General features: G+C 71.3%; 18 protein-coding genes. 6 read left to right on the top strand and 12 right to left on the bottom strand.

The window, feature by feature from the left end; translation table 11 throughout:
- Nucleotides 1-39: 39 nt before the first annotated feature.
- The gene (locus AB3X07_RS21035; protein ID WP_369940940.1) at nucleotides 40-1,644 is read left to right on the top strand and encodes a diguanylate cyclase; all 1,605 of its coding nucleotides are present in this window, start codon (nucleotides 40-42) and stop codon (nucleotides 1,642-1,644) included.
- Nucleotides 1,645-1,737: 93 nt separating this feature from the next.
- Here the strand turns inward: AB3X07_RS21035 and AB3X07_RS21040 are convergent, their stop codons facing one another.
- Nucleotides 1,738-2,634, bottom strand: coding sequence for a DUF808 domain-containing protein (locus tag AB3X07_RS21040; RefSeq protein ID WP_369940942.1), 897 nt, complete (start codon nucleotides 2,632-2,634; stop codon nucleotides 1,738-1,740).
- Nucleotides 2,635-2,771: 137 nt separating this feature from the next.
- Here AB3X07_RS21040 and AB3X07_RS21045 point away from each other — a divergent pair, with 137 nt between their 5' ends.
- Nucleotides 2,772-4,397: a dihydroxyacetone kinase subunit DhaK gene (locus AB3X07_RS21045; protein WP_369940944.1), complete on the top strand. Its 1,626-nt coding sequence runs from the start codon at nucleotides 2,772-2,774 to the stop codon at nucleotides 4,395-4,397.
- Nucleotides 4,398-4,600: 203 nt separating this feature from the next.
- Here AB3X07_RS21045 and AB3X07_RS21050 read toward each other — a convergent pair whose 3' ends face one another.
- The 3 genes from AB3X07_RS21050 to AB3X07_RS21060 all read right to left on the bottom strand — a co-directional run bounded on the left by AB3X07_RS21050 (nucleotide 4,601) and on the right by AB3X07_RS21060 (nucleotide 6,488).
- Nucleotides 4,601-4,936 (bottom strand): hypothetical protein, encoded by a 336-nt coding sequence (locus tag AB3X07_RS21050; protein ID WP_369940946.1) that lies wholly within the window; start codon nucleotides 4,934-4,936, stop codon nucleotides 4,601-4,603.
- Nucleotides 4,937-5,112: 176 nt separating this feature from the next.
- A complete protein-coding gene (locus AB3X07_RS21055; RefSeq protein ID WP_369940948.1) occupies nucleotides 5,113-6,267 on the bottom strand; it encodes an XAC2610-related protein in 1,155 nt (384 codons plus the stop codon).
- A gap of 80 nt (nucleotides 6,268-6,347) precedes the next feature.
- A complete protein-coding gene (locus tag AB3X07_RS21060; RefSeq protein WP_369940949.1) occupies nucleotides 6,348-6,488 on the bottom strand; it encodes a hypothetical protein in 141 nt (46 codons plus the stop codon).
- Between the two features lie 387 nt (nucleotides 6,489-6,875).
- Here AB3X07_RS21060 and AB3X07_RS21065 point away from each other — a divergent pair, with 387 nt between their 5' ends.
- Nucleotides 6,876-8,564, top strand: coding sequence for an ABC1 kinase family protein (locus tag AB3X07_RS21065; RefSeq protein WP_369940952.1), 1,689 nt, complete (start codon nucleotides 6,876-6,878; stop codon nucleotides 8,562-8,564).
- Between the two features lie 118 nt (nucleotides 8,565-8,682).
- Here the strand turns inward: AB3X07_RS21065 and AB3X07_RS21070 are convergent, their stop codons facing one another.
- The 8 genes from AB3X07_RS21070 to AB3X07_RS21105 all read right to left on the bottom strand — a co-directional run bounded on the left by AB3X07_RS21070 (nucleotide 8,683) and on the right by AB3X07_RS21105 (nucleotide 18,840).
- Nucleotides 8,683-8,883, bottom strand: a complete 201-nt coding sequence (locus tag AB3X07_RS21070) for a hypothetical protein (protein WP_369940954.1) — start codon at nucleotides 8,881-8,883, stop codon at nucleotides 8,683-8,685.
- 277 nt (nucleotides 8,884-9,160) lie between these two features.
- Nucleotides 9,161-11,539 (bottom strand): DUF3772 domain-containing protein, encoded by a 2,379-nt coding sequence (locus AB3X07_RS21075; RefSeq protein WP_369944833.1) that lies wholly within the window; start codon nucleotides 11,537-11,539, stop codon nucleotides 9,161-9,163.
- A gap of 166 nt (nucleotides 11,540-11,705) precedes the next feature.
- On the bottom strand, nucleotides 11,706-12,749 hold the full coding sequence (locus AB3X07_RS21080; protein WP_369940956.1) for an NAD(P)H-quinone oxidoreductase: 1,044 nt from the start codon (nucleotides 12,747-12,749) through the stop codon (nucleotides 11,706-11,708).
- Nucleotides 12,750-13,252: 503 nt separating this feature from the next.
- A complete protein-coding gene (locus AB3X07_RS21085) occupies nucleotides 13,253-14,608 on the bottom strand; it encodes a histidine-type phosphatase (protein ID WP_369940957.1) in 1,356 nt (451 codons plus the stop codon).
- Nucleotides 14,609-14,618: 10 nt separating this feature from the next.
- Nucleotides 14,619-16,205 carry a TonB-dependent receptor domain-containing protein gene (locus AB3X07_RS21090; RefSeq protein ID WP_369940959.1) on the bottom strand — a complete coding sequence of 529 codons (1,587 nt, stop codon included), beginning with the start codon at nucleotides 16,203-16,205 and terminating at the stop codon, nucleotides 14,619-14,621.
- A 42-nt stretch (nucleotides 16,206-16,247) separates the two neighbouring features.
- Nucleotides 16,248-17,126, bottom strand: a complete 879-nt coding sequence (locus AB3X07_RS21095) for a TonB-dependent receptor plug domain-containing protein (RefSeq protein WP_369940961.1) — start codon at nucleotides 17,124-17,126, stop codon at nucleotides 16,248-16,250.
- Between the two features lie 117 nt (nucleotides 17,127-17,243).
- Nucleotides 17,244-18,332 carry a FecR family protein gene (locus AB3X07_RS21100; RefSeq protein ID WP_369940963.1) on the bottom strand — a complete coding sequence of 363 codons (1,089 nt, stop codon included), beginning with the start codon at nucleotides 18,330-18,332 and terminating at the stop codon, nucleotides 17,244-17,246.
- Nucleotides 18,325-18,840 (bottom strand): RNA polymerase sigma factor, encoded by a 516-nt coding sequence (locus tag AB3X07_RS21105; RefSeq protein WP_369940964.1) that lies wholly within the window; start codon nucleotides 18,838-18,840, stop codon nucleotides 18,325-18,327. Before AB3X07_RS21105 ends, AB3X07_RS21100 begins: the two co-directional genes overlap by 8 nt.
- A 484-nt stretch (nucleotides 18,841-19,324) precedes the next feature.
- Here AB3X07_RS21105 and AB3X07_RS21110 point away from each other — a divergent pair, with 484 nt between their 5' ends.
- The 3 genes from AB3X07_RS21110 (at nucleotide 19,325) to AB3X07_RS21120 (ending at nucleotide 23,704) form a co-directional block, all read left to right on the top strand.
- Nucleotides 19,325-20,089: a helix-turn-helix transcriptional regulator gene (locus tag AB3X07_RS21110; protein ID WP_369940966.1), complete on the top strand. Its 765-nt coding sequence runs from the start codon at nucleotides 19,325-19,327 to the stop codon at nucleotides 20,087-20,089.
- Nucleotides 20,090-20,454: 365 nt separating this feature from the next.
- The gene (locus AB3X07_RS21115; RefSeq protein WP_369940967.1) at nucleotides 20,455-21,522 is read left to right on the top strand and encodes a pirin family protein; all 1,068 of its coding nucleotides are present in this window, start codon (nucleotides 20,455-20,457) and stop codon (nucleotides 21,520-21,522) included.
- Between the two features lie 319 nt (nucleotides 21,523-21,841).
- Entirely contained in the window at nucleotides 21,842-23,704 is a 1,863-nt protein-coding gene (locus AB3X07_RS21120) for a M3 family metallopeptidase (RefSeq protein WP_369940969.1), read from the top strand.
- The last annotated feature ends 31 nt before the right edge of the window (nucleotides 23,705-23,735 follow it).

The raw sequence follows: 23,735 nt of genomic DNA on the forward strand, positions 1-23,735 counted from the left end.
GCGGCAGGGCGACGCCTTCACTGGAGAGGAAGCGTCCGCATGTCGGATCCACGCGACGAACCGCCTGCGAGCGGGCTACGCAAGCTGTTGTCGCCACGCCGCCGCGAACCGGCACCGGCCGCCGGCGCGCCGCTGGCGACGCGCACGCGCGCCCATGCGCGCGCGCCCGGTGCCGCGCCGACCGCCAGCGACGGGCACACCGATCCGGCCGCGGCCACCGCGGCGCTGATCCGCCTGTTCCACCACGCCCACCAGCCGCTGGACCTGCTCGGCGCCTTCGCCGACGGCATGGCCAGCCTGCACGGCGAGCTCGGCGACATGGGCCGGCGCCTGCAGTCGGCGGCCGCCAGCGGCGACTGGCCGAGCTACGGCCGCGCGCTGCGCCAACTGATCGACAAGTACATCCGCACCATCGACGTGGACGACCCGCTGGCCGGCCCGAGCGACGTGGAACGGCTGCGCGACCTGCTGCGCCAGGCGGTGGCCGGCGCGCTCGCCGCGCTGCTGCACACCCTGCCCGAACTGGCCAGCGAGTCGGAAGCCACCGGCGAGGCGCTGCGGCAGTGGCACCCCGGGCAGCCGCTGGAGCCGCTGGCGCAGCGCGTGCGCGAGTTGTGCCACCAGGTGGCGCTGCGCGCCAGCGACAGCCAGGAGCAGCAGACCCTGCTGCTGGGCCTGTTCGACCTGCTGCTGGAGAACGTCGGCGAACTGCTCGACGACACCAGCTGGCTGCAGGGCCAGATCGCGGTGGTGCGCGACCTGATCAGCGGCCCGCTGGACCGCTACTCGATCGACGAGGCGCGCGGCAGCCTGCGCGAGGTGATCTACAAGCAGGGCCTGCTCAAGCAGGGCATCGCCGAATCCAAGGAAGCGATGAAGGAGATGATGGTCACCTTCGTCGAGAACCTGGACGGCATGGCGATCAGCACCAGCGAGTTCCACGACCGCATCGCCGACTACTCGCAGACCATCCGCGACGCGCGCAGCATCGGCGATCTCAACCGCCTGCTGCAGGAAGTGCTGCAGGACACCGGCCAGGTACAGCAGCAGGCGCTGCGCGCGCGCGACCACCTGATCGCCGCGCGCCAGGAAGTGGACGCGGCCGAGCAGCGCATCCTGCGCCTGGAGCAGGAACTGCTGGACGTCAGCGGCCTGGTGCGGGTCGACCAGCTCACCGGCGCGCTCAACCGGCGCGGGCTGGAAGAGCTGTTCGCGCGCGAACTGGCGCGCACCGAGCGCGGCGCGCAGCCGCTGTGCGTGGCGATGCTGGACCTGGACGATTTCCGCAGGCTCAACGAGACCTACGGCCATCCCGGCGGCGACGCCGCGCTGCGCCACGTGGTCGAGGTCGCGCGCACCACGCTGCGCGCCAGCGACGCGATCGCCCGCTTCGGCGGCGAGGAATTCCTGCTGCTGATGCCCGACTGCACCATCTTCGAGGCCGCCGCCGCGGTGACCCGGGTGCAGCGCGCGCTGGCCCAGCGCGCGGTGGTGCACGAGGACCAGCGCATCTTCGTCAGCTTCAGCGCCGGTGTCGCGCTGCGCCGCGCCGGCGAGCTGCAGGACGCGATGGTCAGGCGCGCGGACCGCGCGCTGTACGAGGCCAAGAAGGCGGGCAAGAATCGGGTGGTGTCGGGGGACTAGCGCCGGCGCAGCCGGCGCGGGATTGGGGATTGGGCATTCGGGATTGGCAACAGCGACAGCGCACCGCCGTTGCGAATCCCCACTCCCGAATCCCTAATCCCGGACCTTCTTGAACAGCAGCACCGCACCCAGCACCACCGCGCCGGCGATCACGCCGACCACCGCATTGCCCAACGCGAGCACCACGCCGCGCAGGCCACCGGTCGGGGCCATGGCTTCCATGGCATGGTGCAGCGGGCCGATGCTGTGCACCAGGATGCCGCCGCCCACCAGGAACATGGCCGCGGTGCCGGCGATCGACAGCACCCGCATCAGCCACGGCGCCAGCCACAGGATGCCGCGGCCGATCGATGCCGCCGCCGCGCCCTTGCGGGTCAGGTACAGGCCCAGGTCGTCGAGCTTGACGATGCCGGCGACCAGGCCGTACACGCCGACCGTCATCGCCAGCGCGATCGCCACCAGCACGGTGAGCTGCTGCAGGAACGGCACGCCCGCGACCACGCCCAGCGACAGCACGATGATCTCGGCGGACAGGATGAAGTCGGTGCGGACCGCGCCCTTGATCTTGTCCTTCTCCAGCGCGACCACGTCCACCTGCGTGTCGGCCAGCGCCTGCAGCTGCTGCGCATGCCGCTGCGCATCCTCCTCCTTGGAATGCAGGAAGCGGTGCGCCAGCTTCTCCACGCCCTCGAAGCACAGGAACGCGCCGCCGATCATCATCAGCGGAGTGATCGCCCACGGCAGCCAGGCGCTGATCGCCAGCGCCGCCGGCACCAGGATCGCCTTGTTGAGCAGCGAGCCCTTGGCCACCGCCCATACCACCGGCAGCTCGCGGTCGGCGCTGACCCCGGTCACCTGCTGCGCGTTCAACGCCAGGTCGTCGCCGAGCACGCCGGCGGTCTTCTTCGCCGCCACCTTGGTCAGAACCGCCACGTCGTCGAGCAGGGTGGCGATATCGTCGAGCAGGGTGAACAGGCTGGCGCCGGCCATGGGGGGATTCCATTCGGGGGTGAGCGGAGATTCTCGCCGATTCCGCCGCACAGGTGGGTGAGCGGCGCGGCCTCAGCCGCGCATAACGCAGGCTCGGTTACCGTGCGCCGCAGACCCGCACCGCACAGGACCTTCGCATGGACCAGTTCCTCACCGCGCCCCGCGCCATCGTCGACGACGTGCTCGACGCCGTCGCCGCGCTGCAACCGCTGCTGCGTTCGGACCCGGCCAGCGGCACCCGCATCGTGCTGCAGGCCGAGCGCGACCCCGCGCAGGTCGCGGTGCTGTCCGGCGGCGGCGCCGGCCATGAACCGGCGCACGCCGGCTTCGTCGGCCCGGGCATGCTCAGCGGCGCCATCGCCGGCGACCTGTTCGCCTCGCCCGGCGTGGAAGCGGTCCTGGCCGCGATCCGCGCCTGCGCCGACGCGCCCGGGGTGCTGCTGGTGATCAAGAACTACACCGGCGACCGGCTCAATTTCGGCCTGGCCGCCGAGCGCGCCCGCGCCGAGGGCATCGACGTGGCCAGCATCCTGGTCGCCGACGACATCGCCCTGCCCGACGCCGCGCAGCCGCGCGGCATCGCCGGCACCGTGCTGGTGCACAAGTACGTCGGCCACCTGGCCCGCGAAGGCGTGGCGCTGGCCGAGCTGACGCGGCGCGGGCAGGCCTTCGCCGACCGCCTGCTGTCGCTGGGCATGGCCCTGTCCAGTTGCACCGTGCCCGGCCAGCACGCCGGCCGCCGCGCGCCGGAACTGGGCCTGGGCATCCACAACGAGCCGGGCACGCGCAAGGTGCAGCCGGCCTCGGTCGAGGAGGCGCTGGCCTTAGTGCTGGAGCCGCTGCTGGCCCAGGCCGATGCGCGCTACGGCGCCGACGCGAAACTGGTGCTGATGCTCAACGACCTCGGCGGCTGCTCCACCCAGGAACTGGGCGTGCTGACCCGGTTGGCGCTGCAGCACATCGGCGTGGCACGCGTCGCGCTGATGACATTGCCGGCGGCGCTGATGACCTCGATGGACATGCACGGCTTCTCGGTCACCCTGGCGCCGGCCGACGCCGACGTGCTCGCCGCGCTGCAGGCGCCGGTGCAGACCCTGGGCTGGCCGGGCGTGCGCGTGCCGCATGCGCCCAGCCACTTCGCCCCCGCGTTGTCGCGCAGCGACGCGCACCGGCATGGCGCCCGCGATGCGCGGCGCGGCGCGGCCCTGGCCCGGGTCGCGCAGGCGCTGATCGCCGCACAGGCGGAGCTGGACGCGCTCGACGCGCGCACCGGCGACGGCGATGCCGGCAGCACCTTCGCCGCCGGCGCCCGCGCGCTGCAGCAGGCGCTGCACGAGGACGCGCTGGCGACGGGCGAGGCCGCCGCGCTGGCGCACGGCCTGGCGGCGACGATCGAACGCAGCATGGGCGGCTCCAGCGGCGTGCTGCTGTCGATCCTGCTCACCACCGCGGCGACCGAGCTGGAGGCCGGACGCGGCTGGGTGCCGGCGCTGCGGGCCGGCGTGGCGCGGATGCAGCACTACGGCGGCGCGCAAGCGGGCGACCGGACCATGCTCGACGCGTTGCTGCCGGCGCTGGAGGCGCTGGCGCGCGGCGACGGTCACGCCGAGGCGGCGCGCGCCGCCCGCGCCGGCGCCGACGCCACCGCACGCCTGGACCAAGCCCGTGCCGGCCGCTCGGCGGCGGTACCGGCGGACGCCTTGCGCGGCGTGGTCGATCCGGGCGCCGAGGCCGTGGCGCGCGCCTTCGCGGCGTGGGAATGACCTCTCTCTCGTGCAATTGTTGTGTAGGAGCGGCTTCAGCCGCGACAGGGATCCTGCCGGAAGTTTCTGTCGCGGCTGAAGCCGCTCCTACAACAGCCTCGATCCGGCGCGATCACGACCGGCTTATTGCGCCTCGGCCGCCTGCGCATCGCGCAGCGCCCGCGCCACCGCCTGCAACGAGCCGTGTACCGAGCCGGCCTGCTTTAGGGCGACTGCAAAAATTTGTGGTCGAGGTAGTCAAAAAGGCTCTCAGCCACGCACTCGGCATGCTCCTTTTTCACAATCAGCGAAAATACATAATGCTCATCCACTGCCGCATGAGCATCGGGGTGTGATATCAAAAAGAAGTCCAAATACGACTCATATATTTTGCGCACTGATTCTGAAATTATCTCCAGCGGTACGCGCAAATTTGTCACGTCATAAAACACTCTGCTGTACTCTCCATCCACATCCTCAATTGAAATGAATGGGGATTTATTTCTCTCGCACCAAAGCCAGTGAGATGCGTCATCGTTTTTCTTGTATGTGAATTTCACCACTGCTCCTGACATTTGAAGTGCGCCTTCGCGGCGTGGAGATAGCCTCCATCCTCCCTGCAGCGGCTTGTGCTTGTGTAGGAGCGGCTTCAGCCGCGACAGGCCCCTTCCGGAAGTTTCTGTCGCGGCTGAAGCCGCTCATACAACAGCCGCGATCCGGCGCGATCGCGACCGGCTTATTGCGCCTCGGCCGCCTGCGCATCGCGCAGCGCCCGCGCCACCGCCTGCAACGAGCCGTGCACCGAGCCGGGCTGCAGCGCCAGCGTCTGGGTCTTGCCGCGCACCGCGACCTCCATCCGCTGCGGCGCGCCGTGCGCATCGCCGACGATGCGGTAGGTGGTGTCGCCGCGGTCGAAACTGAGTACGTGGCGCTCGGCGTCGTAGTCCATGGCCTCGCGTTCGGCGTCCGGATACAGCAGATCGACCCGCTGCTGCGCGCCGAGCGCCGCGTAGTACGGCCGCGTCGCATCGTTGCCGTTGGTGAACACCACGATGCGCTTGCCGGCCGGCGCCAGGCGGAATTCGAGCAGGATCCTGCGCTCGCCCGCCGCGGTGCCGCCGTCCTCGTCCCACAGGTAGCGCTTGTCGGCCACGCGCTTGCCGCCCTGGTCGCGGTAGCGCGTCTCCTGGGCCAGCCCCGACGACGCGCCGGTCGCGTCCTCGACGATCTCGCGCTCCAGCAGTGGCTCGCCGTTGCGCACCGAATAACTCGCGACCTGGTGCCAGCAGCAGCCGTCCTTGCTCATGGTGCGGATCTCGCGCGCCTGCGCATCCACCTCGAACAGGCCGCAATTGCTCTGCGCCAGCTCGGTGAAGCCGGGGCTGGCCTCGAAACCGTCGGCGCTGCCCAGGTACACCTGGTAGGAGGGACCGTGGTAGCAGCTGTTCTGCCCGTCCATCAGCGCCAGGTCCTTGATCCCGTCGAAGTTGAAATCGGCGTAGATCAGCACGCTCTGCTCGCCATAGGGCAATTGCTGCACATTGGCCTTGACCTTGCCGCCCTTGGGGCTGGTGTCCAGCACCAGTTCGGGCGAGGCCACTTCGATCAGCGGCGTGGCGCTGCCGCGCGCGAACACGCGCACGATGCCCGGACGGAACACCTCGTCGCTGTCCTGCACTTCCAGCGTCGCCCGGTAGCGCTCGGAGAAATCCTGCACGTCGTAGCTGCGGCGCTTGCTGGCGGCAAAGGCCTGCGCGTCGAACGCCTCGCCGACATAGCGTTCCGTAGGCGCCGCCGTGGCGGCCAGCGGCAACGCGCACCACAGCGCCAGGCACGCGCACGCCGACCGGAAACCGAAACGACGCAGGACACGCGAAACGACGGAGGACATGGCGGCAATCCTTGCAGGTGGCGAAACGCAAAGGGTAAGGCCGGTCGCAACGCCGGAACAGGGGCCGCGGGCCAACGGCGTCAGAACAGCATGCGCGACAGGGCCTGCAGGACGCTGCGCGCCTCGGTGGCGACGCCGCCGCCGTCCTCGCCCAGCCAGGCGACCGCGAGCAGCACCACGACCACCGCCGAGACGCGTAACGCGAGACGGCGCAAGCTCATCGCGCGATGCCCATGCCGGCCGGGCGCGTCCGCGCGCACCTGCCGGGTTGCGACAACGCGGCGACCGTCCTGCGACGGCCACCGCCACCTCCTCCGCTGCCTGGCAGCGTTTCTCATGCTTCGCCCCGCCGCACGGCGTTCTTCCCCATGCATGCCTGCTATCGCTGCGCGGCAGGATAGGCGGCGGCACCGGCTATCCCGTGGACAAGCAGGGTGGAAGACGGCCCGCAGCCCGGGCTCGCCGCGCCTGCCGTCGTCGCAGCCGCCAGTACCTGCGCCCGTTGCACGCAAGGCCACCATCCCGCACCCGCGCGAAGCGGATTCACCGCGCGACGACCCGTCCGTCGCCACACTCGTCGGCGACTTTCGACCCTGCCCGGAGCCACCATGAGCGCGACGCCCGACGCTGCGGACACCCCGCACGTGGTCGGTGGCCTCAGCCGCCGTACCCAGATCCTGCGCCTGCTGCTGCGCTACCGCGGTTCCGGGGTGTTCTCCGGCATGGACGTGGAGGCCGCCGACGCCGAGCACGCGCTACCGGAGGGCACTCCCGAGCAGTTCGTCAGCGACCTGGAAGCGCTCGGCCCGACCTTCGTCAAGCTCGGGCAGATGCTGTCCACGCGCCCGGACGTGGTGCCGCCGGAATTCGCCACCGCGCTGGAACGGATGCAGGAGAACACCACGCCGATTCCGGCCGAACGCATCCGCGAGATCGTCGAGGCCGAACTCGGGGTGGCGGTCAACAAGGCCTTCTCCGCCTTCGACGACACCCCGCTGGGCACCGCCTCGCTGGCGCAGGTGCACCGCGCCGCGTTGCGCGACGGCACGCCGGTGGCGATCAAGGTGCAAAAACCCGAGGTCGCCGCGCAGGTGCGCTCGGACCTGGAGGTGCTGAAGAGCTTCGCCAACGCCGCCGACAAGCTGACCGGCCTGGGCCGGCGCATCCGCTTCGCCGACTGGCTGGCCGAGTTCGGCAAGGCGCTGCTGGCCGAACTGAACTACGAGGCGGAGGCGGAGAACCTGGCGCGCTTCGGCGACCACCTCAAGCCGTTCCCGCAGCTGTGGGTGCCGCAGCCGATCTGGGACCTGAGCAGCCGCCGGGTGCTGACCATGCAACTGGCCGAGGGCGTGCGCGTGGACCGGATTTCCGGCCTGCGCCGCACCGAGCAGCCGATGGACGACCTGGCCGCGGCGCTGGTGCGCGGCTATCTGGACCAAATGTTCGTGCACGGCGAGATCCATGCCGATCCGCATCCCGGCAACCTGCGCGTGCTCGGCGACGGACGCCTGGCGATCTTCGACCTGGGCATGGTCGCGCACGTGCCGCCGAAGCTGCGCGAGCGCCTGCTCAAGCTGCTGTTCGCCGCGGTCGACGGCCGCGGCGAGGAAGTGGCCGAGGAGACCATCGCGCTGAGCACGCGTCTGGAGAATTTCGACGAGGACCACTACCAGCGCGAGACCGGGCAGATGATCGCGCGCTACGCCGCGCACGACGCCACCTCCGAGGGCCGCGTGGTGCTGGACCTGGTGCGCATCGCCACCGCCTACGGACTGCGCACGCCGCCGGAGCTGAGCCTGCTCGGCAAGACCCTGCTGAATCTGGAAGCGGTGTGCCGCGCGCTGTCGCCCCACCTGGACACGCGCAGCGTGGTCGAGGACCAGTTGCAGCACGTGATGCGCGCGCGGCTGAAGAAATCGCTGTCGGCGGCGAACCTGGCCAGCGAGGCGATGGAGATGCAGGCGCTGCTGCGCGAGGGGCCGCGCAAGCTGTCGGACATCCTGACCCTGGCCGCGGAAAACCGGCTGCAGGTGCGCGTGGCGGGGCTGGAGGAATCGCGGCTGATGGAGAGCCTGCAGAAGATCGCCAACCGCGTCGCTGCCGGCATCGTCACCGCCGCGCTGATCCTGGCCTCCACGCAGATGATGCGCATCGACACCGGCGCCAAGCTGTTCGGCTACCCGGCCATCGCGATGGTGTTGTTCCTGCTCGGCGTGGTGCTGGGCCTGGGCATCATCGCCAGCGCGGTGCTGTTCGACCGGCGCACGCGGGTGCGCGAGGAACGCGGCCGGCGCTAGGGGCTGGGAGTCGGGAGTCGGGAGTCGGGAGTCGGGAGTCGAAGCATTCCGAAGCCATCGCCACCATGCAAGCCGGGGTGCACCTCGGCCAAGCAGGCGATCGCGAAGGCGCAGGCGGTTAACCGAGCCACTGATTGTCGAGGGACCGCCGACGCACGTCGGCAAGCAACGGGAACGACGCGCCTGCCAGCCCGGGCAGCTTCTTTTCGTAGTTGTTGATGCTGGCTTCGAAGAAGTCGAAGAACGCGCGGCCCATGATCCGGCGCTGCGCGGCCTTGCTTCGCTTGTGCGGAAGCAGGCGCTCCTCTTCGATGGACACGTCCAGGACGAGCGTCCTGTCTTTCGCATGGGAGCGGCGGAACGTCGTCCTCCCGATGCTGCGCGGCAGACAGCGCAGGCAGATTCCTAGGTCCCACTCCAAGGACGGTTAGCGCGTCTCGACGATCGCGCCCAGCGCGGTCAACTCGTCGGCTATCTCGAACACCTTCGTCCAACTCGGCGAATCGGACGTGATGTCTCACCGCATACGCGCCTCCCGCCGCCCTGCTTGAACGCACTGCCCCACGACCCGGCCATCGCGATCGTGCGCCGCGACCTCACGCCTCCTTGCGCAGCAGCCGCACTTCCTGCGGCGACTCCAGCGCGATGCCTTCCTCGGCCAGCCGCTGCAGCAGGCTGAAGAACAGGTCGCTGCGGGTGCCGTAGGCGAGCCGCGGGCTGGCGACATAGGCGAAGCTGTTGAGGGTGACGTGTCCGCTGGCGATGGAGTCGATGAACACCGACGGCGCCGGATCCTGCAGCACGCCCGGATGCGCGGCATACAGCTCCAGCAGCAGCGCGCGCAGCTTGGTCACGTCGGTGCCCAGCGACACCGCGAACTGGATCTGCACCCGCCCCAGCGGCCCAGCCAGGGTCATGTTGCGCAGGGTCTTGGTGATCAGTTCGGAGTTGGGCACGATCAGGGTGGAGCGGTCGCCGACCTGGATCTCGGTCGAGCGCACGCTGATCTTGCGCACGTCGCCTTCCTGGTCGCCGATCTTGACCCAGTCGCCAATCTTGACCGGGCGCTCGGCCAGCAGGATCAGGCCGGACACGAAGTTCTGGGTGATCGCCTGCAGGCCGAAGCCGATGCCCACCGACAGCGCGCTGACCACCAGCGCGATCCGCTCCAGGCCGATGCCCAGCGCGGTCAGCGCCCACAACGCGGCCAGGATGATGCCGACGTACCGCGCCACGGTGCTGATCGAGTTGCGCGAACCGTCGTCCAGTTCGGTCTTGGGCAGATAGGTCTGGGTCAGCCAGCGATGCAGGTACTGCATCACGCCCAGGCCCAGCAACAGCACCAGCACCGCGCGCACGATCTCGCCCGGGTGCAGCACCACCTTGTCGCTGAGGCGGATGCCGTTGGACAGCAGCGAGAACCAGTCCGAGACGACCGACACGTTGGTGCCGAACGGGATCAGCAACGCGCCGATGCCGATCAGCAGCAACAGCACCCGCAGCAGCGCCGAGGTCAGCACGCCGGCCTGCTCCAGGCTGCTCGAGCGCACCCCGAACGCGCCGTTGGCGGCGCGGCCGATGCGGCCTTCGCTGGCGAACAGCCACAGCGCGAAGTCGTCGGCGAAGGTCATCAGCAGGCGCACCGCGCCGACGATCATGGTGATCCAGATGATCTGCCGGGTAATGAACAGGCCCAGGTGGATATACCCCAGCAGCGCGGCCAGCAGCGCCACCACCACCACCACCCGCACCAGCACCCCGACCAGCGCCAGCACGCCGCCGTGCGGCCCCGGCGGCGGCGGCTGCGCGTCGGCCAGCGCCTGCGCCGCCGCCTCGGCGTACTGGCGCCGGCGCAGCCGCGACAGGCTGGTCAGGATCGCCAGGATCAGCGCCGCGTAGGCCAGCGCGATCAGGCCGTCGGCGGCCACGGTCGCCGACTCGCTGGTCTGGCTGGCGCGGTTGATCACCAGCAGCATGCTGCTCAGCCAGGCCAGCGTCGCGGTGGCCCAGGTGTACTTGCGCAGGCGCCGCGCGGTGGCGTCGTCGATCGGGAACAGCCGCCACGAGGGCTGGTTCGGCAGCAGCACGCTGGCGCCCAGCGAGCCCATGAACGCGGCGGCGAAGCTGTACACCACGAAGCCGTGCAGCGCGGTCTCCAGCGCCGCCGGCACCGCGCCGATGCCGCGCAGGGTCTCGGCCAGCACCAGCGCGGCCAGGCCCGGGGTCAACGTGCCCAGCAGCAGGAACCACAGCGCCAGCCCGGAACGGCGCAGGCGACTGCCCGGCGCGCGCGACACCGCATAGCGCTTGCCCAGCCAGCGCAGCAGGTAGCGCAACGGGAACAGCAGCACGAACGCGATGACCACGCCGACGCCGAGCGCGCCGGCGCCGTTCTCGGCGACCGCCTCGTCCAGCGCCTGCGCGCAGAGCCGGGACAGGGCCAGCAGGCGATCGCGATCGGCGGGGAAATCGCTGGCGATCTGCCGCCACAGCGACGGCGACAGCGGCGAAGCCGAGCGCAGCGACAGCTCCTGGCTGAAGTGCTCGGCCTGCACGCTCTCGATCTGCTCGCCGAGCTGCTTGGCCTCCAGTGCCAGCAACTTGCCGCGCTTGATGTCCGAATCCAGGCTGGTGTGCTGCTTGGCCAGGTCCTTGCGCTGCGCGCCGATGTCGGAGGCCTCGCCGGGGACGGCCTGGCCCAACTCCGTCAACCGCGCCTGGACCTGCGCCATCTGCGGCGCCAGCGCCGCCGCCGCGGCCTCGGCGTCGCGCTGCGCATCGGTGACCTTGCCGAGCAGCTCGCGCAGCGCCGTCTGGTCCTCGGCCGCATCGTCCAGTCCGCGCCGCGCCGTCTTCAGCGTCTGCTCGGCGCCTTCCAGCAAGGCCTGCGGGTCCGGCGGCGGCGGTTCGTCCTGCGGCTGCGCGGCCGCGGCCGCGCTCAGGCACAGGAACAACGACAGCAGCGCACAGCGCAGCAACGGCAGCACGGCGAAACGGGAAGACAGGCGCACGCGGAGGACCGGCGGTGGAGCGCGGACCACCGCGCGTGCGGCGCAATATACGGCGTGGGGCTTGAATGGGGCCAGCGCGGCACCGGGGTGATGCGTGGCCGGGAGGTGGGTGTCGCGGCCGAAGCCGCTCCTACAGGGGGGCGGTGGCCGCCGCCCCTGGCTCGGCCAGCAACACGATCTTGCCGATGTGCGCGCTGGACTCCATCAGCGCGTGCGCCTGCGCCGCCTCGGCCAGCGGGAAGCAGCGGTCCAGCTGCGGCTTGATCCGGCCCTGCGCCAGCAGCGGCCACACCTGCTGCTCCAGCTCGCGCGCGATCGCCGCCTTTTCCGTCACCGAGCGCGGGCGCAGGGTCGAGCCGGTGTGGGTCAGGCGCTTGGCCAGCAGCGGCATCAGGTCCAGCTCGCGCACCTTGCCCTGCTGGATGCCGATCTGCACGATGCGCCCGTCCAGCGCCGCGGCCTGGTAGTTGCGCGCCAGGTAGTCGCCGCCGATCAGGTCCACGATCACGTCGGCGCCGCGGCCCTCGGTCAGGCGCATCGTCTCGGCGACGAAGTCCTCCTCGCGGTAGAGGATGGCCGCTTCCGCGCCCAGCGCCAGGCTGGCTGCGCGCTTGTCGGCCGAGCCGACGGTGCTGATCACCCGCGCCCCGAAGGCCCGCCCCAGCAGCGTGGCGACGCTGCCGATGCCGGAGGTGCCGCCGTGCACCAGCAGGGTCTCGCCGGACTGCAGGCGGCCGCGCTGGAAGACGTTGGTCCACACGGTGAAGAAGGTTTCCGGCAGCGCCGCGGCCTCGGCCAGGCTCAGCGCCTGCGGCACCGGCAGCGCGTTGCGCTCATGCACCACCGCGTACTCGGCATAGCCGCCACCGGCGACCAGCGCGCAGACCTGGTCGCCCAGGCGATAGCGCTCCACGCCCTCGCCCAGGCCGACCACCTCGCCGGCGAACTCCAGCCCCGGCAGCGGCGAGGCGCCCGGCGGCGGCGGATAGCTGCCCTGGCGCTGCATCACGTCGGGGCGGTTGACGCCGGCCGCGGCCACCCGCACCAGCAGTTCGCCGCGCCCCGGACGCGGCAGCGGCACGCGCACCGGCACCAACACCTCCGGCGCACCGGGCTGGCGGATCTCGATCGCGGTCATCGTCTCGGGCAGCGTGGCGGCATAGGTCGGGGACATGGCGGGGTCCTGGCAGGAGCGCGCGGCGCGTGCAGGCGTCCGGCGCGGTGGGGGAGTGGCGATGATCGACCTTTCGCGCGAAGGGGTCCGTGACGGCGGATGGCGGTTTCCGCAGCAAGCGGCCCCAGGGAATTTGGCGAGGCGGCTTCGGTCGCGACGGACATCGTCGGGGACGCCCTGTCGCGGCTGAAGCCGCTCCTACAGCGCATCGACAACGAATCGCTTGACCATCGCAGCCCCGCACTTTGTAGGAGCGGCTTCAGCCGCGACAGGCACCATCCGAAAGGTCCGGTCGCCGCCGAAGCCCCCACCGCGCATCGGCATGGAACATGGCAACCGCCCATCCCAGCCCGTCTTTCGCGAGCCGCATGCCATGCGCAGCGTGCTGAACGTTGTGGGAGCGGCTTCAGCCGCGACGGGCATGCCCGGGAACATCGATCACCGCACCCGAACACGACGGCGCCCTACACAACACTTGCCCGGCCGCCGACCGCAAGCGCTGGCTAATCGCGCTGCGGTGCCGCCTGCGCCGGCCATGCGCTCAGTGGCGGCAGCTCGGCCTGAACCCGCTGCGGATCCAGACGCGCCTGCAGCGCCGGCAACGCGATCGCCAACGGACAGCGCAGGCGCCCACCGCATCCGGGCAAGGGCCAGCGCCGCTCGCGCAGGCCACGCCCAGCGAAGCGATTCGCACGCAGCGCCCGCAGGGTCGGCACCACGCTGCGCAGGTCCAGGAAGTCCTGGCCGTCCTGCCGCACCAGGTCCAGCACCAGCGCCCCACCGGGCGGATACGCGTCCGGCTGGCCGGGCACGGCAGGGTCGATGCCGAACAGGCCGGCGAGGTGCGCCAGATTGGTGTCGTGACCGAGCAGCACCAGCGCGCGCGCGTCCACCGGCGCCAACGGCGCCACCGCTGGCGGCTGCCCGGCCGCGGCCTGCAGCGTCGCCAGCAGGTGCGCGAGCAGATTGGAACCGCCCGCGCGCGCGGCCGGCAGCGCGCGCTTGCTGTACGCGAAGGAGGCGTTGTGCAGGCCGATCAGCCGCTGCAGGGACGCCGCATCGGCACGGCCCCACGCCACCTGCGCCGGCGGCAGGCCCTGCGCGTACTCCAGCATCAGATTCTCGGCCAGGCTGCCGGCGGTCTTCAGCAGCTTGGCCGCCTGCGCGGGATCGTCCAGCCGCCGCGGATCGTCCACGCGCGGGGTGTCCTGGCCAGGCGCCTGCGCGGCGCAGGCAGCGCCGCTGCATCCGGACAGGACCCGCTGCAGCGCGCGCAAGCGTGTCCGCGTGGCCGCATTCGGATGCAGCGGCGCAGCCACCGCATCGTCGTCCTTGTCCTCGTTCGCGCTCTTGTCCTTGCCCGCCGCGTAGTGGAACAACGGATTGTTCTGTTCGGTCGGCAGCGCCAGGTAGTGGGCGCCGCAGCCGGGCTGCAGGCCTTCGCCGAACGCCGCGGCGCTGGCGTGGTTGCGCGGCGTGCTGTCGGCGATCACCACCATCTGCGCGGCCGCGCAGTCCGGCGCCAGCACACCCTCGGCCAGCCAGCGCTGCCGGTAGCGCGCGCCCAGCGCCTGCATCCCCGCCGCGCCGTGCGCGGTGAGCATGCCCGGCGCCACCGGCCATTGCGGCCATGGCTGCGCCGCGTACTTGACCAGCGCCTGTGGATCCTGGGTCGGCGCGCGCACCCCGTGGCGCATCACCACGATGGTCAGGCGCACTTGCGCTGGTGGGCTTGCGCGGCTGCGTGCCGCGGCCATGGCCGGCAATGCCGCCGCGGTCAGCAGCAACAGCGCCGCCAGGCAATACAGGTGGCGCCGCGCACGCGTGGCGGTGACGGGCGCTTCGATGGAGACGCGCATGACCCCGGCCTCAGAACTTCAGCGACAGGTCGAGGAACACGCCGCGTCCGGCCAGGCCGAAGTACAGCGGTTGATTGTCGGAAGCGCGCGTGCCGGCATAGCCGATCAAGGCGTGCCGATCGAGCAGGTTGTTGACGTCCATGCTGATCGAATAGCCCTTCAACCCGTAGGGGCCATGCGTGCTGCGATAGCCCAGCGCCGCATCCAGGCTGGCATAGCCGCCCAGGCGCTGGTCGTTGCCGAACACGGTGGCGCCGCTGGCGTCGGTCGTGTTGTCCACGCCGTACTGCGCGCCGACCACCTTTTCCATCAACGAGCCGAAGTAGCCGGTGCCGCTGTTGTACAGCACGCCCAACGCGCCGGTCACGCGCGGGGTACCGGCGACCTGGGTAGTGCTGCGCTTGTAGGTCGCTTCGTTGTAGCTGGCATTGGCGTACAGGCTCAGCGTCGGCGTCAGCGCGTAGGTGGCTTCGGCCTCGGCGCCGCGGTACACCGCACCGCCGCCGTTGACGTAGGCGCTCTCGGTGCCGCTGTCGGTGGCGACCAGGGTCTGGCTGATGTAGTTGCTGAAATCGATGTAGTAGACGTCGGCGCCGAAGGTCAGGCCGCGCGCGGCGTAGCTGGTGCCGAGCTGGTAGTTGCTGGTCAGCTCCGGCTGCAGGCCGCGGCTGCCGTTGAGTTCGATCACGTCGATCGGCGGCGCCAGGAAGCCGCGCGCGGCCTGCAGGTAGCCGCTCCAGTGCTCGCTGAAGGCGTCGTGCAGGCTCAGCGACGGCAGCGTCGCGTCGTAGCTGGCGCTGGCGTGGGACGGCGCCGGCGGCGTGCTCTTGTTGAGCTGCGCGTCGAGCTGGCGCTCCACCCGCGAATAGCGCACGCCGGGGCTGAGGGTCAGCGTATCGCTCAGTTTCCAGTCGTACTGCGCGTACGGCTGCAGCGTGTCGGTGCGGTCCCGCAACTGGTAGTTGTACGGATACCCGTACTTGGTGCCGCTGGCCGCGCCGGTGCTCATGTCCACCGGCAGCTGATTGCGTTCGTCCAGGTTGCGTTCCACCCACACGCCGGTCTGCACCTGGCCCGGGCCCAGATCGCGCGCCAGCCGCAACACGTCGCCGAAGGCGTGGTAATCGTTGTCCGACAGTTTGCCGGGCACGTCGATGGCCGCCTTGGACAGCTTCTTGCCGGTGCTGGAGTAGAAGGTCACGCCGTTGTCGGCGGCGCTCTCGCTGGTGGGGATGCTGCTCTTGGCGGCGGTGTGGTCGAAGCTGTTGTAGTAGACCTTGTTGTCGATGTCCCAGTCGCCCAGGCGCGTGCTCAGGCCCAGGTAGCTGAAGCTGGAGTAGTACGCGGCGCTGTTGTAGCCGGTGTAGTTCTGCAGGATCGGATCGTCGCCCAGGCCGTAGCGCCAGCCGTGCTGCGCGAGTTGCGCGCGGGTGGCGCCCTGCACGGTGTTCTGGTGTTCCTGGTTGTAGCTGCTGACGAAGGTCAGCGTGGTCGCCTCGCCCAACTCGGTGACGGTCTTGACGAAGGCGTGCTCGCGGCGGTCGTCGGTGCCTTTCAGGTAGGTGTCGCTGGCTTCCCTGGACAGGTCGGCGAACACGCGGGTATTGCCGATGTGCTCGTCGGCGCTGACCCCGGTGGATCAGGTGTCCCAGCTGCCGCCGGTGGCGTAGACGGTGACGCCGTCCACCGTGCTGGGGTTGCGCGTGCGCAGCGCCAGCGTGCCGCCGAAGGTGGCGTTGCCGATGGTGGCGCCGCCGCCGGGGCCGCGGTCGATCTCGGCCTGGCCGAGCACATGGTTGTTGAAGTACGCCGACGTGGTGTGGTGCAGGTCGCTGGCGTCGCCGAACGGGATGCCGTCGAAGGTGATGTTGAACTGGCCGTCCTGGAAGCCGCGGATGCTGATGCCTTCGTTCTTGCCAAGGCCGGGGCCTTCCGGCGAGGTGGTGACCACGCTCGGCGCGTACTTGATGATGTCGTCGTAGTTCGCGTTCAGGCGCAGGCCGTCGCGGATGAAGCGTTCGTCGATCACCGAGGTCGGCTGGCTCGCCTCCAGCGGCGCGGCGCTGGGCGCCAACGTGTCGACGCTGTTGGCGGTGACGTTGATCGGCGCCAGTTCGCGCGGGCCGTCGTCGCGGTCGCCCGGGTCGTTGGCCGGCGTGGCGGCGGCGTGCGCCGCGCGTGGCGCGGCGGCGTTGCGGGGCGCGGCCACGGCGCTGCGCACGATGCTGACCGTGCCCGGCGTCGGCATGCGGTACTCCAGGCTGGTGCCGGCCAGCAGTTTCTGCAGCTGCTGCGCCGGCACCAGGCCGGCCGGCGCGCCGTTGCTGCGTTGCCCGGCCGCCAGTGCCGGGTCGTACATCAGTTGCAGGCCGCTGTTGCGGGCGAACCGCTCCAGCGCCTGGTCCAACGGCATCGGCGCGATCGCCGGCGCCGAGGCGGCGAGGGGGGCCGACCAGGCCGGCAACGAGGCGGTGCTGCCGAGCAGCAGGGCGATGGAAACGACGAGCGTGGTGCGCATGGGACGTGTTACCGGAGGGGAGAGGGAGGCGGCCGTGCGCGTCCTGCACGACGGCCATGCCTACCTAGGACGGCCGCACAGCGCCGCGCGGCTACCGGTATTTGCATGAATTTTTTCTTACAGCGGCCCCGGCGCGCTGCGGATCGTCACCGCCTGCGCGTCGCGCTGCACCTGCACGTTCGGCAGGCTGCCCAGGTAGGCGACGAAGGCATCCGGATCGCGCAGGTGGAATACGCCGCTGATGCGGCGCGCGGCCAATGCCGGGTCGGCGATGCGCAACGGCCGCGTGGTGTAGGCGTTGAACAGCCGCGCCACCTCGCCCACGCTGCGGTCGCGCACGCCGACCTGGGCCGGTAGCCAGGCGGTGGCGCCGGCGATGTCGGCATGCGCGTCCATGTCCAGCAGCCGCCCGCGCGCGTCCAGCCGCGCCTGCTGGCCGCCGCCCAGGTCCGCCAACTGCGCGCCTTCGCTGGGCAGCACGCTGCGCCGCCACCACGGATGCGCGCCGCGCAGCACGTGCACGCGTCCCTGCAGCACGGTGACGCGGGTGGCGCCATCGTGCTGGTCGACGCCGAACACGGTGCCGATATCGCGCAGCACCAGTGCGCCGACGCTGACCCGCAGCGGCCGTGCCGGATCGTGGCCGAGGTCGAACAGCGCCTTGCCGCGCAGCAGTGCGATATCGCGGCGCTGTGTGCCGTAGCGCACGGCGATGGCGCTGCCGCGGTCCAGGCGCACCACGCTGCCGTCGGCCAGCGCCACCTCGCGCCCGGCATCGTCGCCGGCGGCGTAGACCGTCACCGCGACCGGGTCCGGCGCCGCCAGATGCGCGGTCACGCCGATCGCCGACAACGCCAGCACGGCGGCCAGGCCGAACGCCCAGCGCCGGCGGTGCTGGCGCTGGCGTGGCGCCGGCGCCGCCTGCGGTCGCGGTGGCCTCGCCTGCCCGAACTCGGGCCGCAACGGCACCACCACCGCGCCGCTGCGGCGCGCATGCGCACACAGTTCGTCGCTGCTGGCCTGCTGCGATTGCGCCGCGGACCGCAGGTCCTGGTGCAGGTGCGCGACGGCCAGGTATTCGGCCACGTGCGCGGGCGATTGCCGCAGCCAGGCCAGGAACTCGGCCTGCTGCAGCGGCGCCAGCGGCGCTTCGCGGTGCGCCAGATACCAGGTCGCGGCCGCCGCGGCGATCGGCGATTCACGCATAGCGCGCCATGCCCTGCCGGCACACCGCCAGGCCCTTGATGATGTATTTCTTGACCATGTGGCTGGAGATCTGCAACCGCTCGGCGATGTCCTGGTAGCCGAGTTCGTCGCGATAGCGCAGCACCATCGCCGCGCGGCATTTCGGAGGCAGCCGCGCCATCAGTTCGGCCAGGCGCTGCCGGCGTTGCGCGCGGTGCACGTGCGCATCCGCGTCGCACGGCACCGCCAGCCGCTCCAGCACGTCGTCCAGGCAGGTGTCGCGCTGCGTGCTGCGCTGGTTGAGCAGCGCGTGCTCGCGCATCAGGTTGGCGGCGATGGTGAACAGGTAGGCCTCCGGATTGGCGATCTCCGGCGCGTGCGCCTCGCTGCGCTGCAGGCGCAGCCACACTTCCTGCACCAGGTCCTCGGCGTCCCATGCCGCGGCGCGGCGACGCAGGAAGTAGCGGCTCAGCGACGGTCGCCATTGCAGGAACAGCCGCGACAGGGCCGGCAAGGGTTCGGGACGCACCAGACGCTCGCAGGGTCGAAGGGCCTGCGATGCTGGTCACGGCAGATGACAGTCCAGTGACGCGCCGGCAACGCAGGCGCGGATAGCGGATTGCGCTCCAGCCGGCATTCAGGTGCGCGTCGCCGCGCCGTGACCAGGGAAGCCGAGGTGGCGCATCCAGCGTTTTCCTTGCGGGACGGAAGGTCGCCGCCTCCCTCTCGGCGGCGTTCGCGCGAAGGACCGCTACATGACCGACCCCTCTTCCAGATCACGACGCTGGGCGTCCCTGCGCCACGCGCGACGCGTCAACGCCACAAGCGCAGACGGATGGTGAAGCGATGGCGGGCCGCGGTCGGCTTCACCGGCGGGTCCCGCGCACCTGAAGCCGGTCCTGCCTGTATCGGCCGATGCGCGCGACGGGCGCTGGCGTCAGCGGCACCCTGGTACCGGCCGCGGCGACAGGCGCGTAGGATCGCAGACAGCCTCGCCAGGGAAGCAACGCCGCATGCTCGCCACTCCGCTGCCGCTGCGCCTGCAGCGCTACGCCGCCGGCGCGACCATGCCCGGCCATGCGCACGATGACCCATGGCTGTGCCTGGTGCTGGCCGGCGGCTACGAGGAATCGACCCTGGGCCGCCGCCGCTTCCACGGCGTGGGCGATCTGTTGTTCTGCCCCGCGCAGACCGAGCACAGCCAGCGCTTCGGCGCCGACGGGGCGTTCAAGCTGTTGCTGGCGCCGCCGCCGCAGTGGCTGGACTACCTGCGCGAGCGCGGCGTGGCGCTGGCGCAGGCGCCGCATCTGCGCGGTTCGGCGCAGGCCCTGCGCATCGGCCGGCAACTGCGCCTGGAGCAGGCGACCGACGATGCCTATTCGGCGCTGGTGCGCGAAGGCCTGGCGCTGGAACTGCTGGCGAGCCTGGGCCGCGGCCAGGCCGATGGCGGGCCGAACAGCGCCCCGCCCTGGCTGCGCCGCGTGCGCCAATGCCTGGACGAGGCGCCCGCCGACCTCGACCTGGCCGAACTGGCGCGGATCGCGCAGCGGCATCCGGCGCACCTGGCGCGCGCCTTCCGCGCCTGCTACGGCTGCACGCCCGGCGACTACCGGCGACGCGCGCAGGCCGATCGCGCCGCCGCGTTGCTGCGCGGCTCACGACACCCGTTGCTGGAGATCGCCCTGGCCTGCGGCTACGGCAGCGCCGCGCATTTCTCGCGCTCGTTCAAGGCCGCCTACGGGGTGACGCCCTCGCGCTACCGGGATGGCAGCCGGTAGCGCCGCCACGGCGATTCGAGGGGGAGCATCGATCCGGGGCGCGTACGACGGTTCCGCAAACGCCTGCCGCCACGACGGCGATCCAGCGCGCCCCTGCGGTCGTCGTCGCAGCCGGGAGATGGCCGGCAGCAGGCCGGCAAGAGACTCGAAAGCCGCACTCGCACGGACGCCACGCCGACCCCCGGGGCGATGCCGCCGCGCCTGCGCCGCGCTCGCGCCGATGCCGCGTCGACACCGCGCCGATCGGCGGCGTTCCGCGTGCGGGACAGGATGTCCTCCGCACCGGCCTTCCTTTCCCACGCCCCTGCCCCATCCTTCTGGGATGCCGCATCCATCCTTGGCCGGCGCCGCAACGAGGAGCTTCCATGACCGACCCCATCGTCCAGATCAAGCCGCTCGGCTTTCCGTGGGCCACGATCGACCCGTTCCTGTTCTGCGTCCACCACGACGACGCCTATCCCGCCGGCAACGACGCGATGGGGCCGGCGGTGCCGCTGGACGACCGCGACCTCGGCCAGGACTTCAGCCGCAAGGACGGCTGGAGCATGTATCACGGCGAGGAGGTGCCGGGCTTTCCCGGCCACCCGCACCGCGGCTTCGAGACCGTGACCATCGTGCGCCAGGGCCTGATCGACCACGCCGACTCGCTGGGCGCGGCGGCGCGCTTCGGCGCCGGCGACGTGCAATGGGTGACCGCCGGTGCCGGCATCGTGCATTCGGAGATGTTCCCGCTGCTCGACGCGCAGGCGCCGAACCGGCTCGAACTGTTCCAGATCTGGCTCAACCTGCCGGCGCGCAACAAGCTGGTGGCGCCGCACTTCACCATGTTCTGGGCCGAGAACCTGCCGCGCTTCACCGCCACCGACGCCGCCGGCCGCGGCACCGAGGTCGCCTGCGTGGCCGGCCGCATCGGCCCCGTCGCGGGCGCACCCGGCACCCCGGGCGGCCCGCTCGCGCCGCCGCCGGATTCGTGGGCCGCGCAGGACGACGCCGACGTGGCCATCTGGACCATCCGCATGGCGCCCGGCGCGCGCTGGACGCTGCCGGCGGCGCAAGGCCGCGGCACGCGCCGCAGCCTGTACTTCTTCAAGGGCGCGGCGGTGACCGTCGGTGGCCGCGACATCGCCCAGCACGCCGCCATCGAGTTGCGCGCCGACCAGGCGGTCGAACTGGTCAACGGCGATACGCAGGCCAGCGAATTCCTGGTGCTGCAGGGCCGACCGATCGCCGAACCGGTGGCGCAATACGGGCCGTTCGTGATGAACACCCAGGCCGAGATCGCCCAGGCCATGACCGACTACCGCCGCACCCAGTTCGGCGGCTGGCCGTGGCAGGACGCGGCGCCGGTGCACGGGCGCGACCCGCAGCGTTTCGCGCGCCATCCGGATGGGCGCGAGGAACGGCCGGGGACGGTGACCGAAGGCAGCGGCTGAGCGCGCTTCCGGCACCGTCACGCGCGTTGCCGGGTGACAGCGGCAACGTCGGGCGGCGGCGGCCGGAACAAGGGCGATGCCGCTCCCGTGGCGCTTGTGGGTTTGGACTCACGCGCATGGCTGCCCGCACCTGGATACGCTACGGCCCGCAGCCCGGCTGGGTAGCGCTCGCCGACCTGGGCGGCCGACAAGCGCCGGGGGGCGGTTCATCGCCGATCGCCATGTCGCCACGCAACGAGCGTGCAAGAACGCTGCTGGCGCGCAAGCGCGCGGCGGTCGCCGGCCGTACAGTGGCCGCTCCGGACCGCCGCCCACTGCCATGCGCATCGCCTGCATCATCAGCCTCTCCGTGCTGCTCGGCAGCATCGCCACCGTGGCGAACGCCGCGCCCGCCGCGCCGGCGCCCCTGTCGGCGCGCATCGACGAAACCGCGTACTTCGCCACGCCGCATATCGAGCGTACGCAGCGCGCCTCCCTGATCGCGGCGATCGACGCCTTCGCCGCGCAGCCGGCGCCGTCCATCGCGCAGTTGGATGCCTACATGGCCCAAGCCGCCGCGCTGCTCGAGCGCGGCCGCCGCCACGACGCCTACCTGCACCTGCTGGCCGCGCGCGACCTCGACGACAGCGCCAGCGAAGCCGCGCAAAGCGACACCGACAATGCCATCGGACGGCTGCGCCGCGCGGTCGATGCGAGCCTGCGCGGCATCGCCCGGCAAGGCGTGCCGGGCACGGCGGCGGCGTCGCGCTACGCCTACCTACTGCAACAGGCGCAGCGCCGGCAACCGCACGAACTGCCCGCCGATCAGGCCGCGCTCGTCGATGCGCTGGCCGACCCGGCCGCGTCCAGCGATTGGGCCGTGTACCAGCAGCTCCGGCGCAGCACGCCGCCGCTCAGGATCGCCACGGCCAGCGGCGAACGCGACGCCAACCGCGATGCCGACCTGCTCGCCGGCGACCCGCAACGCAGCGTGCGCCAGGCGGCCTGGGAGCGACGCTGGGACGGTTACGCGGCGCAGGGCGAGGTGTACGCGGCGCTGTTGCTGGGCAGGTTGCGCCTGACCGCCGCGACCGCGCAGCTGCGCCACTTCGCCAGCGCGCCCGATGCCGCCTACTTCGGCCGCGGGTTCGACCGCGCCGATGTCGCGCGCACGCTGGCCGTGGTCAAGGCCGGCGCCGCGCATTACCTCCAGTACCAGCGCATGCGCGCCGCGCATGTGCAGGCCGTGCAGCACCTCGACAGCGCCGCGCCGTGGGACATGAAGCTGTCGGAACCCGGCTTCGCCGTGCCGCAGTTCACGCTGGCGCAGGGGCGCGCGGCGGCGATCGCCGCGGTGCAGCCGCTGGGCGGCGACTACGTCGCGCAGTTGCGCGCCCTGCTCGATCCGGCGCAGCGCCGCTTCGATGTCGACGGCGCGCAAGGCCATCGCGTCGACGACGGCTTTTCGCTCAGCGCCGCGGGCGTGCCGTCCGGTCTGTTCGTCGGCCGCTATCCCACGTCGATCGAGGGGCCGCGCGTGCTCATCCACGAAGGCGGCCATGCCGTCCACCAGCAACTGATGAGCGAGCGCGGCCTGTCGCCGTTCTACCGCAATGGGCCGAGCTGGCTGTTCGAGAGCTACGCGATCCTCAACGAGATGCTGCTGTACGACCACCTGTACCGCAGCAGCACCGATCCGCGCGCCAAGGCCTACTACCTGCAGGCGCTGATCGACGATCTGGCGTTCCAGATCTTCACCTCGGCCGAGGAGACCGAACTGGAGCAGTCGATCTACGACGGCGTGGCCGCCGACACCTTGCACAACGCCGACGACTTCGACGCGCTGACCGCGCGCATCTGGGGCCAGTACGGCGACTGGCAGGCGCGCTACCCGCAAAACCGGCATGCCTGGATGGGCAAGCGACTGCTGTACCAGGATCCGCTGTACCTGGTGAACTACCTGTACGCCGGCCTGTTGGCGAGCAGCCTGTACGACCAGGCCAGCGCCGGCTCGCCGGATTTCCCGTCGCGCTACCGCACGCTGCTCAGCGACGGCTTCGCCGCGCCGCCGGACGCCCTGCTCGGCACGTTCTTCGGCCATCCGGTGACGCCGCAGGAACTGATGCAACAGGCGATGGCGGTGTTCGACGCGCGCGTGCGCGAACTGGCGCAGCTGTACGCCACGTTGCCGCCGGCGCGGTGAGAGTTTCACCGCGCCGCGGCCGCGATCCGGC

Origin of the sequence: Xanthomonas sp. DAR 35659 (assembly GCF_041242975.1) — a bacterium.
Lineage (GTDB): Bacteria > Pseudomonadota > Gammaproteobacteria > Xanthomonadales > Xanthomonadaceae > Xanthomonas_A > Xanthomonas_A medicagonis.